Genomic DNA, 18,769 nt, shown 5'->3' on the forward strand with positions numbered 1-18,769 from the left:
GTATATATTTTAGTGCTAAACATTATTAGTCGATAATTCTTCCATTTTTTTCCATCCACCCTGTTGCAAGACTATTTTCACTAAGTAGTATTTAATTTTTTCACATAATCTGACATCTAATCTTATTATAATAAATTAATTTTTGTAGCGTTTATCCTACATTATGGATTACAGAAATAGAGAAAAATAAACTATACAATTAATGAATATAGCACCTCACGGTCTAAACGAGCTGAAACCAGTAATGATAACCAACTTACCAGTTGCCTTATTGACCAATACCTTTTTAATACTGCAATCTTCCTCAAAAACCTTCGAAACTATATGCAGTGTTGAACTTGACACTCATTAAACTTTATTATTAGAAACCTGAAGCCAAATCATTACTACATTATGAATTTACGAGCCTACCTAACTGCACTTTCTGAAAAAATATCAAAAAATGTAGTAATTCATAGTCAACCATTTGCTAGAATAAATAGTAAAAACTTAACTACGGGATTTATACATCTTTTCATTTTTCTAAATTTTGGCTTTATTAATGCACAGGATTACACAGTCACCTTAAATAGTGATCCCAAGACGGAGCAGGGCGTTACTTTCGACCTTAGCGGAAGCGCCACTGTAGCCTACGGTGCTTACAGCATGAGTACCAATGGAGCCAAAACAGCGACCATTTCCGTTAGTCAAAAAATAGATGTGAAGTCAGTCTATTTTTCGTATGGAACTAATGTTCAAGGAGCTTCTTTGGAGTTCTATAACGGCTCTACATTTGTTAAAAGTGTAACCTGGGGTTCTAATGGATCATCAAAAACAGTAAATGCTTCTTATATTGATAGGATTATCATGCGCGAAGATGGGTCAAGCGCCAGTGGGGCAGGTGACCTTCAAAATATTACTTTTTCCATTTCTCCAGCAAGTACGGCACCTGAAGTTACTACCACAACCCCTTCCAGTTTAGGGCAATCTACTGCCACCTTGGGTGGAAATGTAACTGCAGATGGCGGGGCTACGGTAACCGATCGAGGAGTTGTATATGCTACTTCCTCAAATCCTACAACTTCAGATACAAAAGTTCAAATATCATCTGGGACTGGCTCCTTTTCTCAGTCTATTACAGGTCTTACTGCTAGTACTACTTATTATGTTAGGGCCTATGCTATAAACTCAGCAGGAACAAGCTATGGTAGCCAAAAAAGTTTTACCACTAGTGCCGCTGCACCTACCGTCACTAGCGTGACAGTACCGGCCAACGCCACCTACATAGCGGGACAGAACCTAGACTTCACGGTCAATTTCAGCGACAACGTAACGGTAAATACCGGCGGCGGAACGCCCCGGCTGGCAGTTACGATTGGAGCCACCACACGCCAGGCGGTCTATCAGAACGGGTCGGGTACAGGATCTCTACTTTTCAGGTACACCGTACAGACCTCGGATTCCGATACGGACGGGATAGCGGTAGGTACTTTGGCAGCCAATGGCGGGACCATCAGGGACGGCGCGGGCAACGATGCCGACCTTACATTGAACAGTGTGGGGGCCACCGCATCGGTTTTGGTCGACGCGGTCGCACCTACCGTCACCAGCGTGACAGTACCCGCCAACGCCACTTACATATCTGGACAGAACCTGGACTTCACGCTCAATTTCAGCGAAAACGTAACGGTAAATACTGGTGGCGGAACGCCCCAGTTGGCGATTACGATTGGAGCCACCGCACGCCAGGCTATCTATCAAAGCGGGTCCGGTACAGGATTCCTTCTTTTTAGGTACACCGTACAGACCTCCGATTCCGATACGGACGGGATTGCGATAGGCGCTTTGGCTTCCAATGGCGCAACCATCAGGGACGGCGCAAGCAACGATGCCAACCTTACATTGAACAGTGTGGGGGCCACCGCATCCGTTTTGGTCGACGCAGTCGCACCTACCGTCACCAGCGTGACAGTACCCGCCAATGCCACCTACATATCAGGTCAGAATATCGACTTCACGGTCAATTTCAGCGAAAACATAACGGTAAATACTGGTAGCGGAACGCCCCAGTTGGCGATTACAATTGGAGCCACCACACGCCAGGCGGCCTACCAGAGCGGGTCCGGGTCTAATTCATTGCTTTTTAGGTACACCGTCCAGGACGGGGATTCCGATGCCGATGGTATTACGGTCGGAGTATTAGCCTCCAATGGCGGGACCATCAGGGACGGCGCGGGCAACGATGCCAACCTTACATTGAACAGTGTGGGGGCCACCGCATCCGTTTTGGTCGACGCGGTAGCACCAGCCGTCACCAGCGTGACAGTACCTGCCAACGGCACTTACATCTCGGGACAGAACATGGACTTCACTGTCAATTTCAGCGACAACGCAACGGTAAATACAACGGGCGGAACGCCCCAGTTGGCGATTACAATTGGAGGCACCGCACGCCAGGCTATCTATCAAAGCGGGTCCGGTACTGGATCCCTACTTTTTAGGTACACCGTACAGACCTCCGATTCCGATGCGGACGGGATAGCGGTAGGTACTTTGGCAACCAATGGCGGGACCATCAAGGACGGCTCAGGCAACGATGCCGACCTTACATTGAACAGTGTGGGGGCCACCGCATCCGTTTTGGTCGACGCGGTCGCACCTACCGTCACCAGCGTGACAGTACCCGCCAACGCCACTTACATATCGGGACAGAACCTGGACTTCACGGTCAATTTCAGCGAAAATGTAACGGTGAATACAACGGGTGGAACACCCCAGTTGGCCATCGTTATTGGAGCTACCACTCGCCAGGCGGTCTACCAGAGCGGGTCCGGTACTGGATCCCTTCTTTTTAGATACACGGTCCAGGACGGGGATTCCGATGCGGACGGAATCGCTGTAGGTACTTTTGCAGCCAATGGCGGGACCATCAGGGACGGCGCAGGCAACGATGCAGACCTTACATTGAACAGTGTGGGGGCCACCGCATCCGTTTTGGTCGACGCGGTTGCACCCACTGTCAGCAGTGTGGTCCTACCGGCCAACGGCACTTACGTATCGGGTCAGAACCTTGACTTCACGGTCAATTTAAGCGAAAATGTAACGGTGAATACAACGGGTGGAACACCACAGTTGGCCATCGTTATTGGAGCTACCACTCGCCAGGCTGTTTACCAGAGCGGGTCCGGTACAGGATCCCTTCTTTTTAGGTACGCGGTACAGGACGGGGATTCCGATGCCGATGGGATTACGGTCGGGGCATTGGCTTCCAATGGCGGGACCATCAGGGACGGCGCGGGCAACGGTGCCGACCTTACTTTGAACGGTGTTGGGTCTGCCCTGTCGGTATTTGTGGATGCAGTGGCACCTAGTGTCAGCAGTGTGACCCTAACGGCCAACGGCACGTACGCATCGGGTCAGAATCTAGACTTCACAATCGATTTCAGCGAAAATGTAACGGTGAATACAACGGGCGGAACACCCCAGTTGGCCATTACTATAGGGTCGACCACTCGCCAGGCTGTTTACCAGAGCGGTTCCGGTACGGGATCCCTACTTTTTAGATATATCTTACAGGCGGGCGATTCTGATGCCGATGGGATTACGGTCGGGGCATTGGCTTCCAATGGTGGGACCGTCAGTGACGGCGCGGGCAACGGTGCCGACCTTACATTGAACGGTGTTGGGTCTGCCCTGTTGATAATTGTGGATGCAGTAGCACCAGTAGCAGATGTGATATCATTAGAAAGTGTAACCGCTAAATGTGAAGTAACAACCTTAATTGCACCAACCGCAACGGACAACAGTGGTGCAACGGTAACCGTTACAAAAGATATAGCCCTTCCAATTACTACGTTGGGAACAACAATCGTAACCTGGACCTACGATGATGGTAATGGAAACACTTCAACACAAACTCAAAGTATAATTGTTATACCCTCCTCAATAGAAACAGTCACCTTTACAGACCAAAATTTCACTTATGATGGTACACCAAAGAATATTGCAGTTGAAGGATTACCTTTGGGAGCATCTGTTACTTATACAAATAATAATCAAACAGAAGCAGGAACTTATACGGTTACAGCTCATATCCAACCCGTAAGCGAAGCTTGCCCGACAATAGACTTAACTGCTGTATTGACCATAAATAAGGCAACACAAAAAATCACTTTTAATAATTTACCTACAAAAAGTCTTGAAAAAAGTAGTGATTTTCAGTTAGACGCGATTGCAGAATCTGGTTTACCGATAGCTTATACCTATTCCTTTAACTCTACAAATAATGCCGCAACTGTGAGTGCAACAGGTTTTGTAAACCTGTTAACTTCGGGTACAATAACTATAACCGCTTCTCAACTGGGTAATTCAAATTACCTACAGGCAGAGGTAGTGTCTCAAGATTTGGTGATTACTAGCATGAATGCATCCATATTGTCAATTATAATTAATGGGACTGTGATTCAAAATCCGGAAGAAACCATTGAATTTACACTGGACTGTAGCGATAATAGTGATTCTATATCGATAAGTTATACTACTGAGGAAAATTCTTCTAGCGACATAGCAACGTCATTTGATATAAGCATGGAAGGTCCTGGAATTTATAGAAAGACTTTTACTATTAACTCCCAGGATAGAACAGTTGTTAAGACCTACAATCTTGCAATAACCAAGCTTTTCGATTTTGACCAAATTATAGAACAAAAATTTAATAATCTTTTGCTGGTCAAAAATAATCCCAATACTAATGGAGGGTATAAATTTACTGACTTTGTATGGTATAGAAATAATCAAAAAGTGGGTAAGGAGCAATACTACTCAGAAGGTGATGAAGCAACGGATTTACTTGATCCGAATGCAGTCTATTACGCAGAAATGACAACTGAAAGCGGGGATGTTTTACGTACCTGCCCGTTCAATATTCAGGCAAACGTGTCTGCTAAGGTCAAATTAGCTCCTAACCCAGTTCAAGCTAATGCAACTACCACTTTGTTCACAGATTTTGATGCGGATGAATTAAAGGATATGACGGTTTCAATTTATAGTCCTAGCGGAATATTAATTGAAACATTGAAAGCTGATAAAGCACAGTTTGAGATAAAATTACCGGCAAACTTGCAGGCCGGAGTCTATATTTTGGCATGTAGGACAAAAAGACAAACACAAACTATTCAATTTATCGTAAAATAATTCTTGCATACACAAATACGTAGTTATGAATTTAAAGTTCAATAGCAGAACAGGCTCAACCCAAATAGCTGTCCGATGCCTTCTAGTTGTATTATTTGTAGTCGTAGGCCAGTTCGTACAAGCTCAGGTCAATGAGTCAACTATAAGAAGTGAAGTTTCTATATATGTTAATGGTCCTTTTTCTAAATTATCATACGGTAATGCGAATATTAAGACCTCCATTAATGATGGTATCGGTTTTGGTGTCAATTATGGCCTATACTTTACAGATTACATTACTCTAAGATCGGGAATTGAATATCAATATTTTAAAGGGAATGCGACATTTACCCAAATGCAAGGCAACTATGATGCCATTGACCCTGATGGAGAGCGTTTTGAATTTAGATACAACCTTCTGGATTATCAGGAAAAACAGAATGTTTCCTATGTACAAGTTCCATTATTAATACAATATGAGTCTAGAGGGCAAAAGACAACCCATTTTTATATTGCAGGTGGTATTAAATTAGGTTTTAATGTAAGCGCGGATTACCAAGCTGAAGCTGATAATCTACTAACCTCGGGGTATTATGCTCAATATGACGCTCTTCTTGACGCACCACGATTCATAGGGTTCGGTAATTTTGGGAATTATAAAACAAGTAAGGAAGATTTAAAATTAAGAACCAATTACATCGCAAGTTTTGAAACAGGAATAAAAATAAATAGTAAAAAGAAGAATGCCATATATATAGGCCTATTTATAGATTATGGTCTAAAAAACCTAATCGATGAACAAATGGGAGCGAACACAATTCAGTATCAACCGAGTAATCCTTCTGCATTCTCGAGCAATAGTGTAATAACTTCAACTCAATCTGGTGCTACAAATTATTTAAATGAGCTTAGAACACTTTCATTTGGCTATAAGATTAGATACGGATTTAGTTTATAAACTAAAGTTTATGGAAAAGGCAACCTGTATATCCCATATCAGGAAATAAGTATTTTGCTTGCTACCATAGGGTTCTGATAGTTTATATATAACCGTATTTTCAGAACCAAACACCTCATGGGAGAAGATAAAGGTCATATACACTGCATCTATAAAAGCTTTCCCCACAAAAACTTTTCCACTTTCCATAGTGATCGATTTAATTACTCCATTTTGCATTTCAACCCCAGTCGTTCTATTCAATCTTTCATTATAGACCACTTTGATTCCTTCTTTCATCAGCATATCGCTATAAACTTTTAGGGAAGCGGGTGGTTCTTTTGATGTTTTCATAAAACTCGCGTGAAATATCACCAATAGCCTGCATATTACCGATATCTGTTTGTCCTAAACAACTGGTCAAAGCTTCAATTCTGTTGGTAGGTTCTATTAAAAGTACAGATTTGCCCATACGATTACCTTGAATTGCGGCTGAAATAGGCCGAAGTTCCCCCGTAAATCACTATGTCAGTTTTATTTATTTTTAGAATTAAGCTTCATTATTTTTGAAGCTCATTAAAACCATTGACATTACAAACAACAGTGCAACAAGAAGTTTATGGTTTAACTTCATAGTATGTTTAAAATTTCGTACGAATTTGATTTTCATTTCTTAAGTTTTTCTTGTCTTGTAAATTACATGCTCAATTAGAATTATTTTTTAAAATTACTCCTGGAGGTGAGTAATCTTTAGTAGCATCATCTATTACTAGTACCCAATCACTTCCGCCCATACTTTCTCTTATACGTTTGTCCCATTTAGGAGCAAAGGTTCCCGTATTTTTATAATTGCCAATTAGATATGCCAAACCTGTACGGGGATCATAGTACCAAGCTCTTATTTCTTCTGACCTAATAACATTTGTTTTAATATTAATACCCCTTACAATTGGAAAATAAGCCATAATATAGGTGGCATCGTTTTCGCCGATAGTGCCATCGCGAGTAGCAACTTTAAAATCAGATTGTGCTGAATTGTCACCTATTATTAATGATTGATCCGGAATTCGTTCTAGATACGGTCTTGATTTGAAAAGTGATTTTAAATGTCGGACTTGAAAACTTCCTTTAGCATCAATGGCTTTGTCCCATGTTTGGATAGGATATAATACAGGAGGATATTCATCACGATTCATTTGCCATACCGCATTATTTCCATAGGTAGTACCAAAACCACCAGCAAACACCGACCAATACATAGCCCTTCTCGCTTGATAATCTGTATTGTAACCATTCACAGGATTAAAAGCAATAGGAATATCTTCATATACAGGCTCGCCATCAATAACCGGCTTAGCAGGCATAACCGCGTAATCTTTTTCTATCATCTGGTAATTAGGATTCAACGCATTACCATGACCCGATTGCAACATATAAAAATCTAACTGCTCTGCAATTTCAGGATATTCAGTGATTGAATGACCGCCATTAATATGATACGTAATCAGGTGTTTCCCTGCACTACCTGCTCTAAGCCCTTTTATCATGTTTGTCCAAATACCTTCATTACCTTCTGGAATTCTATCTCCACCCGTAATCCATACGATATTCCAATTACTCTTATATCGATTACCCAAAAATTTACTGTAATCAAAGGCGCTCTTTGGATTGAATATAGAGAGGTTGTCAAATAGTGGATGCTCTTTATCTTCTGCATGTGACCCCCATGTGGGCAACAACGCCAAATAGAGATTATACTTTGCAGCTAACGCAACTACTTTATCTATTTTCTCAAAATACGCTTCGTTAGTCACTAAAGGATTATTTTTCTCAAGAGGTAAATATCCCTCTGGCGTAGGTTTTGTTAAACCATCACACTCCGCCAAAATTACTGCCTGTATAATCGTATAACCTTTGGCAGACCGGTTCATTAAGTAATGTTCTATTTCAACAAGATCTAGCTTATGGAAAAGCTCCCATGCCGTATCACCCATCCAGAAAAATGGTTGTTCATTTTCGGTAACCAAATACCTTTGATTCTTACTTACTTTTAGGTACTGAGAAAAGCCGCTGGACCAACATAAGGTCATCATAACGATTAAAACTATGCTCAACCAATGACACATTGAAAACCCTCTTTTCAATTTATAATCTATATGCGATTTCATTAATCTAGTTTTAAAAATTTTTGTTTAACAGACTTAAAGCTGTAAACACCACTATCAATTTCGTAAACTGCGTAACCACCCTTCATTTCAACAAATTTTGGACTTACCGTCCCTTCCATTTCAGATAAAGTTGTAACATCATCTTGATTCGCTGCTGGCACATATACCGTGGCCCAACTCCCAATGGGTACAGTTACATTCATTACAAAATCAGAGGTAGTATTTTCCCAAGTAATACCAGCTTCACCAAAAGCTGTTTTATTGAAGTACGTAATTGTAGTCAGATCATCTACTGGTTGTGGTCTAAAAACAATGTGTTTGTATCCGGGTTCTGAAAGATCCGGTTTCATCCCTGCCAAATTATTGTACAAATAAACGAGGCCACCACCAAACATAGGGTGATTATGTGAACCATCTTCAGACCATTTTTCACGGGTAGTTGTTGAACCAAGTTCTAACCAATGACCAAAACTTGGTTCTTCCGTTTTATTCAAGGCATCATATGCCAATTGATTTAAACCGTTTTCTGCCAAAACCTCAAAGAAATATCGCGTTCCAAAAATACCAGTGTCAAAGTGCCCATTGTTCATTTTTATATTCGATACTAAAGTTTCTTTGACGTCTTTATATTGTTCTTCAGGAACACCCATTTTTAATGCTAAAACATTTCCGCCTCCGGCGCCATAAGTTTTTTCAGTTTCATTGTAAAAAACACTTTGAAATGCCTTTTTAGTTGCGTTAGCCATTGTCTTATAACGCACAGCCTCTATATCATTTTTCAGTACTTTTGCAGTTTTCGATGCAATGTCAAGGCACATCCAATAGTAAAAAGTATGAACCAGATCATCTCTAATTAATTCGCCTGGTGGCACCCAATCTCCAAGATTATACCATTTTAAAATAGCGCCATCGGCTCCTGTTCTTTTTGAAAACATAATACCCTTATCATCTACCCACGTTTGCATATATTTTATATACGCTTTCATGGGTTCATAGCTATCTTGCAACACATCAATTGAACCGTATTGCAAATAAAATTCCCAAGGCATAATACTAACGGCTGCACCCCATGCAACACCGCCACCACAACCCGGTTGCCATGGAGCGCCATTTGGCACATACCCTGTATCTAGGTCTTGCGCATCAAGAATGTCTTGAATCCATTTGTGGTAAAAATTCTTAGCGTTATATGTTTGCATAACCATAGCACATGCTACTTGCCCATCTCCCGTATAACCAGAACGCTCTCTATGTGGACAATCACTTGCTATACCGCCATGCATGTTGTCGATTTGGCTTCTTTTCCAAATGGTTACTATATCATTTAGCATCGTGTTTGAACTGTCAAACGTTGCTGATTCTTCTACATAGGTATTAACCGCTTCAGCTATAAGATGCTCATTTTTTAATTCGCCGGGCCAATTTGATATTTCAATACCACTAAAAACAAACCAATTAAAACGTGGAGCGTAGGTTTCTAAACCATCACCTTTAAAGGTGTAACTATTATCACCAGAATAGAGGTTACCATTAAATGCAATGTCAACCTTATGTCCTGACGGGCCTTTTACATTCTGAAGTTTAACCCAACCTGATATCTCAACTCCAAAGTCAACTTCGTATTTACCTTCTGCTATTTTCTTTATAGATATCGGGGAAATTTGTTCCGTAACTTTATCGGTATTTGCGGAATGGGCAACCAATTCTCCTTCGGGGGCTTTTCTTAAAGCCGCGTTGGACCAAGAGCTGGCATCAACTTCATTTGTTGACCAATTCGCTATTTCTTTTGTAGCATCATATATCTCACCATAGTATACCATATTCATAAGAATTGGACTCTTTTCTACCTTCCAAGAGTCATCTGTTACAATAACGTCTTCACTACCATCAGTATATGATATGTGAATCTGACTTAAGAAACGTGGCGTACCATACCCTTCTGCCCAAAATTTGGCGGGATTATAAAAACCATTTCCTACAATAGCTCCGACCACGTTTTCACCTTGCTTTAATACATTTTTAATATCATAGGCCAGATACATTACTTTGTACTTTGTAAAATTGTCTTCTACATTAATTAAGGAGTTGGGCAAATTTGGTCTTTTACCATAATTTGTTTGGTTGGGCACCAATACATCATCACCTACTTTAGTGCCATTTGCATAAAATTCAAAATAGCCTAATCCAGTTGTATAGGCTACTGCTTTTGAAACTTCCTTTTCAATTACAAACGCTTTGCGAAGTAAGGGAGCAGGAGGACCAAAATCAATAGGTCGTGCATCTGGGCCACCTTCTGGTTTTGGAAAATGCGCCTCACCTTGCCAAGGAGCTCCTATCCACTGAGCCTTCCAATCAGAGGCATCTAGTATTCCCATACTCCATTTCGCTGGTGTACTCCATTCAGACGATTGGCCATTTTCGTTCCATACACGTACTTGCCACCAATAGTCTTGACGTGATTGCAATGCCTTTCCAGCATAAATTATTCGAGTAGATTGCGGAGATGCAACCTTTTTACTATCCCACATATCCGGGGTTGTCAATAATGTTTCTTTACTAGCTACTCTAACCTGCCAAGCCGTTTGTTTTTTTATATCATTTTCCTTAGCAGCACTATTTATCCACGATAATCTGGGGTGTATCTCATCTATAACAGCAGGGTTTTTTGAATACTCAATAGTAAGCTCCACAGGTGCAATGTCAGGTACTGCTATTTGTATTTTATTACAATTGGTCAGTAAGATTGCAAAAGCTATGGTAATTAGATATTTCATTTTTCGTTTTTCATTTTGGCCACCGGCTATAATGGATATTTCTTATAAAGGACATATACTAACGATTGTCTATTTGTATCTGGATAGCACTTCACCTCAAATACTATTTCTCTATTTCTCTACGTCAATAGTAAAAATTTGGTGATCATTGAATTTCTTGCCATCCAGTATATTGGTAATGAAATCGACTACTGCTTCTTGTTTTTTATAAAAATGTTCACCTGCAATAGAATGATTACCCCCAATATAGGTCATTAAACGACTTGTACCCCCTAATTTCTGAATGTGTTCGGCAATGGCATGTGATCCAAAAAACATAAGCCAACCCGGAGCATTCGGAGCACAATAGTGATGCGCAGCAACATCATATGGCACCAATGGGTCATTGTCACCATGAAACACAAAAAGTGGAATGTGATTTTGCGTTGTAATAAGATTTAAATCCATTATCGCACCGGCACCTGAAATCACTCCCTTATATAAAAAATCAGGAGCTAATTTGGGCTCAAATAATTGCATCTGCTTCCTATTCCAAAAGGCCGCATGTAAAACCGTTTCTGCACCTGCACTGCTTCCCGCAATAAATATTTTGCTAGGATCTATATGAATTTGATTTTTCTGTTCAATTAAATAAGAAGTCGCATGCCAAAGTTGGCTTGCAGCTATTTGTATTGCCTTAATCTTTTCGGCTAATACACCTGTACATCCAAAATCTTTATTTTCCATATAAAGGGTGTAGCTAATACTTGCACAAGCTATATTTTCATCAGCTAAATGCTTCGCCAAAAGGTGGCCACCTTTTCTTTTTCCATTGCTAAATCCGCCACCATGCACGTAGATTACCAAAGGAGTTTTAAGCGTATCCATTTTTTTAGGCAAAAACAAATCCAGCTCTAGACTGATAGAGTCATTTTCAAAATAGATTAACGACTTAAATTCTTGAGCACTGCCAATAGTTACTATTAAAAGATGAATAAAAAGCAGTATTTTGTTTTTCATGTTCATATTAGCTGTTTTGTATTGTGCTCAATTCATGGATAAAGATTACACTTTTATATGTAAGTGAATTGATTTAATCATTGCTTCATTTTTATGAAATGTAAAGCCAATAATTTCTGCTTTTTTAAATTAAAAAAGGGAAAGCAGAGATTTCTCCACCTTCCCCCTTTATTAACTAACAATTTACTAATACCCGGGGTTATTTTCTAAAATTTCACTATTTCTTTCAATTTCTTTCTGTGGTATGGGAAATAATAAGTGCTTGTTAACATCAAAAAGTGAGCTTGAAGCAAGGTTCGTACTGAATTCTGTGTCAGCTCCTGACCAACCCGTAAGGTCAATATCACCAGCTACATGCCATCTTTTTAAGTCCCACCAACGTTGACCTTCACCGGCCAATTCAATAAAACGCTCATCCATAATCCACTGCATTATGGTGGTTGCATTTGTTTCACTGGTGGAGTAATCAGCAGGTACCGAGCCATCATTTGTACCCGATGCCAGACCCCAATCCCTTGCTCTTTTTCGAACATCGTTAACCAGTTGAATTGCTGAAGATGGACTGCCCGATTTTAAATGTGCTTCTGCAATTAAAAGTGTTAGGTCGGCATATCGTAACACCCGTTCATTATTACTTGAGGTATTAAACACATTGCCTTGTTGTTGGTCTAGTTCTGCCAACATATACTTTTGAAAAAGCCTTCCACCTTCATTATCATCAGCCCTAAGGAAGTAGCTAATTCTAGGATCTGAGCCAAAAGCATTAAACAACTTATCTGTTATTAGAAAACGTGTATTTGCAAAATTGCTAATACTAGTAGAACCTGCTACAGACATCATCCCTCTAAAAATACTTAAATCTTCAACACCTCGCCACGGACCATCGTTCTCTAAAAAAATATTACTAAACGCTCCTGGCTGTCCTGCTTGCACTTCAAATAAAGATTCTTGATTATTTTCAGTAGCAACATCAAAATTATCTAAATATCTCGGGGATAAGGTTGCCGTAATAGCATTGAAAGTTGCAATAGCTTCAGTATAATCATTGGATCCTGAGTAGTTTGCTTTAAAAACCAACGCTTTTGCCAATAAGGCACGGGCCGCGTTTTTTGTAGCTCTACCCCTATAATCTGCACTCCAGCTTTCAGGTAAAATGGCCAAGGCTGCTCTTGCATCCGTAATGACTTGTTCCAAAACTTCAAGATGTTCACTCTTTGGTGTATTTGCTTCAGCCTCATTCAATATTCTGTGAGTAACAATTGGTACACTACCATAAATATTAAAAAGGTTGTAATACGCATAGCTTCTTAAAAAAAGTGCTTCACCCTCCATATAAGATATTTCTTCAGCCTCTTTATAATTTGAAAAGTCAACGGTGTTTACTTTTTCAATAATTACGTTTGCCTTGGACACCATTTCATAGGTTTTATCAAAAATCCACTCAACACGCACATTATCTGGATTTAATGTTCCATCAAAAAGCTCTTCAGCCGTACGGGTACCATTCGTTTCTGTAAGATCATCACCAGGTAGTAACCAAAGACTATTGGCCCAATTTCCATTATCGCCGGCATTGTAATGATAATAATCATACAGCTTGGCATATATTCCGAAGGTTACGGTTCTAAATTGAGTGACATCAGCAAAGTAATTCGCTTCTGTATTCTTTAGTGGTTCGGCATCGACTCTATCTTTATCACAACTAATGAATGTAAGCAGTAGTGTGAAAACAATTAATATATTATTTATTTTCATTTTTTTTAGTTTTAGATTAAAAAGACACTTTTAAACCCATCATGAAAGTCTTAGGCAGTGGGAAATTATCGTTGGTAGGGTCAATACCTTTCCAATCATAGATGTAAATGTTATTTTGACCACTCACATAAATACGAAATGAATTTACAGGGTCATTTAACTTTCTTAAAAAAGAGCTTGGTACCGTGTAACCTAACTGCCAATTATTCAATCTAAAAAAAGCTGCGCTTTCTACATATCTATCAGAGAATCTATTGTTTCCGGCTGGATCACCAATTACGGCCCTAGGCATTGTACTTGATGTATTGGTAGGTGTCCATCTATCTAATACTGAAATACCATAATTAGGTCCGGCACCGGCCATGCCTTCATGAACAGCCCTGTTGTAATTATATTTATCTACATCGCCTTCACCATAAAAATTAAGTGATAAATCAAAACCTTTATACCCCGCATTTAAATTAAGGCCATAAGTGTAAGCTGGGATTGTATTACCAATTTCTGTTTGGTCATTAGAATTAATTTGACCATCAGGGGTAGTACTATAAAATGGTTCTTCTTCAGTAGGGTCACCATGAACATCTTGAAAATACATATCACCAGGACCTACAAAACTAACATCTTGAACTCCTGAATCAGGAGTAGCGGCATAAAAAGCGTCAATCTCTGCTTGCGACTGAAATATACCACCTACTTTATAACCCCAAATATGCCCTAGTGATCGGCCTTCTTCTACCCTATACGTACGTTGAAATTGATTTTGTGAGTACAGCGGTTGGTCATTATATAATTTTGTTACTTCATTTTCAAGAAAACTTACGTTTGTGGTAATACCATATGTGAAATTCCCTATTTGATCATTAAAGCCGATTTGTAAATCTACTCCTCTGTTTTCTAGCTCTCCAACATTTAGAATTGGATCATTTGTACCAACACTCAGGGGTAAATTCACAATTTGCTGTATTCCTGCTTGGGTTCGGTTATAAACTTCCATAGTGATGTTCAGCTTATAATCAAAAAGTGTTGCATCAAAGCCAATATACTTGGTTTCAGCTACTTCCCATTCTAAAGCTTCATTTGGAAAATCTTTTAAACTGGCTGCAGTGTAATAGGTACCTAGACCGTTGCCATCTCCTGAACCTAAACGAACAGAACCGCCGCCGGTTGCTACACCGGATAAATACGCATATTTACCAACTGCGGCTTCATCATTACCTGCTTCTCCATAACCTCCTCTGATTTTAAGATCATTTACAAAGTTTACATTCTTCATGAAAGATTCACTACTAACGCGCCATGCTCCTGAAAGTGAATAAAAACTACCCCAACGATAATCAGGTGCCAAACCAGAACTTGCATCTCTTCTAAAAGAACCATCTAAATAATATCTGTCAGAAAAACTATAACTCAGACGACCCACATAACCGAGCCAAGCTCTTTCGTTCCATCCTGTAAAAGACGAATTATTCTCCAAATCATTACCAAAACCTATGCGATTCAAATTCCGGATATCGGTAATATTATTGCCGCTTAAATTTTTGTTCTGTGATCGCTGAAATTGATCTTGTAACGCAGTGGTCAATACAAACCTATGATTTCCGAAACTTCGATCATAAACTGCACTAACATCAAACTGATAATTAAAAAAATAGTTTGCCCGAGATTCAAAACTACCCAAGCTATTCGGTGCATTAGGCGAAGCTTCTTTTGGGTCTAAGCCCGAAGGATCAAAAATATTGGTTCTATAGGTTCTCGTACTTAATCGGTCTTGAGAAACGTAATCTAAATTAAGACTAGTTCTGAGTGTTAGCCCTTTCAATGGATATATTTCTACATAACCTTGCCCTATTTGTCTAGAATTTTCAAAAATCCCCCTATTCAAGGCTGCAAATGCCAAATAATTACGCCTACTTCCCTGTCCGTATTTTCTCGTGCGTTCCCAAGCATCACTAGGAGGGTCCAATGCCGTAGCAAAACCATATTCATTGGTAGGATCATAAATTGGCTGCCAAGGTGCAACAGTTGTTATAGAACCTATACCTGCCTCCTCCGTATCTTGCTGCTGATAGGCAAATTTGTAATTCAAACCTACTTTTAGCCAGTTTTTAATTTTTGAATTAATGTTAAACGATGCCCTGTAGGTTCTTAGGTTATTGCCTCTTAAATTACTTTCTAAATTGTCATATCCGACTCCCAAATAGTAGTCTGTATTTTCATTTGCTCCTGATACTTTTAAAGAATAAGATTCAGTCACAGCACTTTTTTTAATCAATTCATCTTGCCAATCATAGGTCGTGTTATCACTGATATAATAAGGGCTTTGTGGATCAAATTGGGGTGAAAATGAAGTTCTTCTAGTAATATCGTTGGCAGCATCTCTACCGTACAATTGGTTTTCAATGGTAATGTTTGGATTGCTGTTGTTCGCATACATTTCATATACCAGGTCTTTATATTGCGCCGTATTCAACATATCGAACCTGCCGATATTTTGAAAACCGAAACTACTTGAGTATTCTATTTTAGCACCTCCCATTTTGCCTTTCTTGGTAGTAATAAGTACTACACCATTTGCACCCCTACTACCATATATAGCAGCGGAAGACGCATCTTTTAATACTGAAATCGATTCAATATCATCAGGATTTATCATCGTAAATAGATTGGGCGGTGGCTGGTTGGCATTTCTACCAATAAGGTCTAAGTTTCCTGCTGTTGGGGGGGTTATGATTTGACCATCTATCACATAAAGCGGCTGAGCATTGCCCTGCCAACTACCAATACCCCTAATATAAATTTCAGGTGGCGAATTTGGGTCACCACTAGAGTTAATTACCCTTACACCAGTGGTATTACCTTGTAATGCAAATTGCGGCGATGCAAAGGCAGTTTTTTCCAGTTCTGCACTTGACACTACACTAACTGAACCTGTTAAATCTTTCTTCATTTTAGATCCAAACCCAATAACTACTACCTCCTCCAATGTAGAAGCAGACTCCTCTAAAGTGATATTAAGGGTGCTTTGTTCTTGCACTACAATTTCTTGAGTTTGATAACCTAAATATGAGAATACTAGTATTGCATCTGAACCGGAAATGTTAATCGAATAGTTACCGTCAAAGTCAGATATGATGCCATTTGACGTCCCTTTTTCAATGATACTGGCCCCAGGTAAGGGAGTACCATCCTTATCGGACACGGTACCACTTACCCGAAATTGTATTTTTTCATCCGATAACTTCATTGGACTACTATCCGAAGTATGCATGGTTTTTTTCTTCACTACAATAGTACCATCATCTGTAAAGTTATACGTGAAACTTATTGGTAATAGGCATTTATCCAATAATTCCCCTGCCTTTATAACTCCTTTTTTGAGGGCAATATTCGGTGCACTTTTTATGAGGTCGTGCCTATAAATAAACTTATAATCGGTTTGTTTATTGATTAGCCGAAATGTTTGTCTTATTGACAAGGTCATATCCGTATCTATTCTAATCTCGGCATTTTGAGCATCACTATGAATAGGACTGAGTGCAAATGAAATCGAACAAAAGAGAAGAATAATGGATTTCATAAATAGATGTAAAAGGCCCTTGCCAAATAGGCAGGGTGGTCGGTTGATAAATTTAATTTTCATAAATTTGTAATGGTTTAGTTAAACATTGTTTTAATTAATCTACTTGGAAAAAGGCCATTGCTGTGGAAGGTGCTGGCCTTTTCTTTTTCTATTTAATAATAATTGTTTTAGCATTAATTTCAAAGTGTAGCTGGCCCTCACTTGTGGCCTCTATCAGTCGAATAATATCTTCTACCGCTTCGGCTCTTTGCAGTATTCCGGTAAAAACAAATTTCTTGTGTTTTGAATTTTCAAAAACGACTTCGGCATCATACCATCTTGATAAAGTTGCCATTATTTCCTCCAAAGGTTTTTCGTTGAAGGAAAACAATCCGTTGACCCATGAGATTTCTTGTGAGACATCAATTTCTTCAACAAAGAACTCATCATTTTCAAGATTAATACTGGCTCGTTGATTGGGTATTAAGGTTTCACTAATTGCTCCTTTTTTAATTATTATTTCCCCCACAACCAGGGTCGTAGCCATTACCTTGTCATTTTCATAAGCCTTAATATTGAATTCCGTACCCATTACCTGAATTTCCTGAGATTTCGTAAGCACATGGAAACCTGCCCCATTGTGTTTAGTACTATGGGAAACCTTAAAATAAGCTTCACCATATTCTAATTCAACACTACGAGTGACACCTTCTTTGAATTTCACAGGATATTTTAATTTCGTCTCAGAATTTAACCAAACTTCCGTACCGTCGGATAATTTAACGAAAAACTGTCCTCCTCGTGGAATGGTTAAATAATTATAAAACTGTTCCGTTTCAACAATATCACTTTCCGCTTTATCAGCATAGACCAATTCTTCGCCATTGCTTCTAACTCTCTCATTTTGATATTTTTTACCTTTCTCAAGTGCTACTTCATCTCCGTTTTCAAGAGTAAGTACGGCCTTATCGGTACCTGTTAAAATTAAATGGGGTTGTTTTCCTCCATCAGGGCTTTGTACTTGGTAGGTGTCGTACGATAGGTAGAATGCCATACCTACCATTAACATGAATGAAGCTGCCACTGCCATTTTCTTAAAAAAGTTCAATCTTCTTACCCGTTTGTCTTTTTTAAGTCTAGTTTTAATGATCTCTTTAGCCTTATTAACGTCATATTCTGTCATTGAAAGTGTACTTAGGTATTGAATTTTAACAAAATTATTGAAGACTTTTACGCCCTCGTCGTTCTTAAGTAAATCTTCCAATTTTTCCAACTCGGAATGATTTGCTTCTTGGTTTAAAAACTTAACGATTACATTTTCTATTTCGGCCATTCGATTTCGAACTATTATATGCTTATTACGTTCAAATTTTTAATACCCCTTTAAATTTTTGTGATTTTTTTTAGATATTTACTAATATTGTGG

General features: G+C 39.3%; 10 protein-coding genes. 2 read left to right on the forward strand and 8 right to left on the reverse strand.

Going from position 1 to position 18,769, the window contains the following annotated elements:
* Positions 1 to 393 precede the first annotated feature (393 nt).
* Together BLS33_RS03065 and BLS33_RS03070 are read left to right on the forward strand one after the other, a co-directional pair.
* Complete coding sequence (locus tag BLS33_RS03065; RefSeq protein WP_089885154.1) at positions 394 to 5,172, forward strand: T9SS type A sorting domain-containing protein; 4,779 nt, start codon at positions 394 to 396, stop codon at positions 5,170 to 5,172.
* 25 nt (positions 5,173 to 5,197) lie between these two features.
* On the forward strand, positions 5,198 to 6,109 hold the full coding sequence (locus BLS33_RS03070) for an outer membrane beta-barrel protein (protein ID WP_089885156.1): 912 nt from the start codon (positions 5,198 to 5,200) through the stop codon (positions 6,107 to 6,109).
* Here BLS33_RS03070 and BLS33_RS24615 read toward each other — a convergent pair.
* The 8 genes from BLS33_RS24615 to BLS33_RS03105 form a co-directional block, all read right to left on the reverse strand.
* Complete coding sequence (locus BLS33_RS24615) at positions 6,104 to 6,442, reverse strand: FAD-dependent oxidoreductase (protein WP_218129525.1); 339 nt, start codon at positions 6,440 to 6,442, stop codon at positions 6,104 to 6,106. The two genes, BLS33_RS03070 and BLS33_RS24615, sit on opposite strands and share 6 nt — an antisense overlap.
* On the reverse strand, positions 6,399 to 6,560 hold the full coding sequence (locus tag BLS33_RS25405) for an FAD-dependent oxidoreductase (RefSeq protein ID WP_218129526.1): 162 nt from the start codon (positions 6,558 to 6,560) through the stop codon (positions 6,399 to 6,401). The genes BLS33_RS24615 and BLS33_RS25405 overlap by 44 nt, the downstream gene beginning before the upstream one ends.
* 232 nt (positions 6,561 to 6,792) lie before the next feature.
* A complete protein-coding gene (locus BLS33_RS03080; RefSeq protein ID WP_089885160.1) occupies positions 6,793 to 8,256 on the reverse strand; it encodes a glycoside hydrolase family 140 protein in 1,464 nt (487 codons plus the stop codon).
* Complete coding sequence (locus tag BLS33_RS03085) at positions 8,256 to 11,030, reverse strand: family 78 glycoside hydrolase catalytic domain (RefSeq protein ID WP_089885163.1); 2,775 nt, start codon at positions 11,028 to 11,030, stop codon at positions 8,256 to 8,258. Before BLS33_RS03085 ends, BLS33_RS03080 begins: the two co-directional genes overlap by 1 nt.
* Positions 11,031 to 11,141: 111 nt before the next feature.
* Complete coding sequence (locus tag BLS33_RS03090) at positions 11,142 to 12,029, reverse strand: alpha/beta hydrolase (RefSeq protein ID WP_176801309.1); 888 nt, start codon at positions 12,027 to 12,029, stop codon at positions 11,142 to 11,144.
* A gap of 186 nt (positions 12,030 to 12,215) precedes the next feature.
* The gene (locus tag BLS33_RS03095; RefSeq protein ID WP_089885167.1) at positions 12,216 to 13,784 is read right to left on the reverse strand and encodes a RagB/SusD family nutrient uptake outer membrane protein; all 1,569 of its coding nucleotides are present in this window, start codon (positions 13,782 to 13,784) and stop codon (positions 12,216 to 12,218) included.
* 16 nt (positions 13,785 to 13,800) lie between these two features.
* Positions 13,801 to 17,424: a SusC/RagA family TonB-linked outer membrane protein gene (locus BLS33_RS03100; RefSeq protein WP_089885169.1), complete on the reverse strand. Its 3,624-nt coding sequence runs from the start codon at positions 17,422 to 17,424 to the stop codon at positions 13,801 to 13,803.
* A gap of 88 nt (positions 17,425 to 17,512) precedes the next feature.
* Positions 17,513 to 18,676 carry a FecR family protein gene (locus BLS33_RS03105; protein WP_089885171.1) on the reverse strand — a complete coding sequence of 388 codons (1,164 nt, stop codon included), beginning with the start codon at positions 18,674 to 18,676 and terminating at the stop codon, positions 17,513 to 17,515.
* Between the last annotated feature and the right edge of the window lie 93 nt (positions 18,677 to 18,769).

It is taken from the genome of Kriegella aquimaris, assembly GCF_900103215.1.
In the GTDB taxonomy this organism is placed as follows: domain Bacteria; phylum Bacteroidota; class Bacteroidia; order Flavobacteriales; family Flavobacteriaceae; genus Kriegella; species Kriegella aquimaris.

Excerpts from the sequence above, each read along its gene's own strand:
- BLS33_RS03065 (WP_089885154.1), top strand. The coding sequence starts at position 394 with ATGAATTTACGAGCCTACCTAACTGCACTTTCTGAAAAAATATCAAAA.
- BLS33_RS03070 (WP_089885156.1), top strand. The coding sequence starts at position 5,198 with ATGAATTTAAAGTTCAATAGCAGAACAGGCTCAACCCAAATAGCTGTC.
- BLS33_RS24615 (WP_218129525.1), bottom strand. The coding sequence starts at position 6,442 with ATGAAAACATCAAAAGAACCACCCGCTTCCCTAAAAGTTTATAGCGAT.
- BLS33_RS25405 (WP_218129526.1), bottom strand. The coding sequence starts at position 6,560 with ATGGGCAAATCTGTACTTTTAATAGAACCTACCAACAGAATTGAAGCT.
- BLS33_RS03080 (WP_089885160.1), bottom strand. The coding sequence starts at position 8,256 with ATGAAATCGCATATAGATTATAAATTGAAAAGAGGGTTTTCAATGTGT.
- BLS33_RS03085 (WP_089885163.1), bottom strand. The coding sequence starts at position 11,030 with ATGAAATATCTAATTACCATAGCTTTTGCAATCTTACTGACCAATTGT.
- BLS33_RS03090 (WP_176801309.1), bottom strand. The coding sequence starts at position 12,029 with ATGAAAAACAAAATACTGCTTTTTATTCATCTTTTAATAGTAACTATT.
- BLS33_RS03095 (WP_089885167.1), bottom strand. The coding sequence starts at position 13,784 with ATGAAAATAAATAATATATTAATTGTTTTCACACTACTGCTTACATTC.
- BLS33_RS03100 (WP_089885169.1), bottom strand. The coding sequence starts at position 17,424 with ATGAAAATTAAATTTATCAACCGACCACCCTGCCTATTTGGCAAGGGC.
- BLS33_RS03105 (WP_089885171.1), bottom strand. The coding sequence starts at position 18,676 with ATGGCCGAAATAGAAAATGTAATCGTTAAGTTTTTAAACCAAGAAGCA.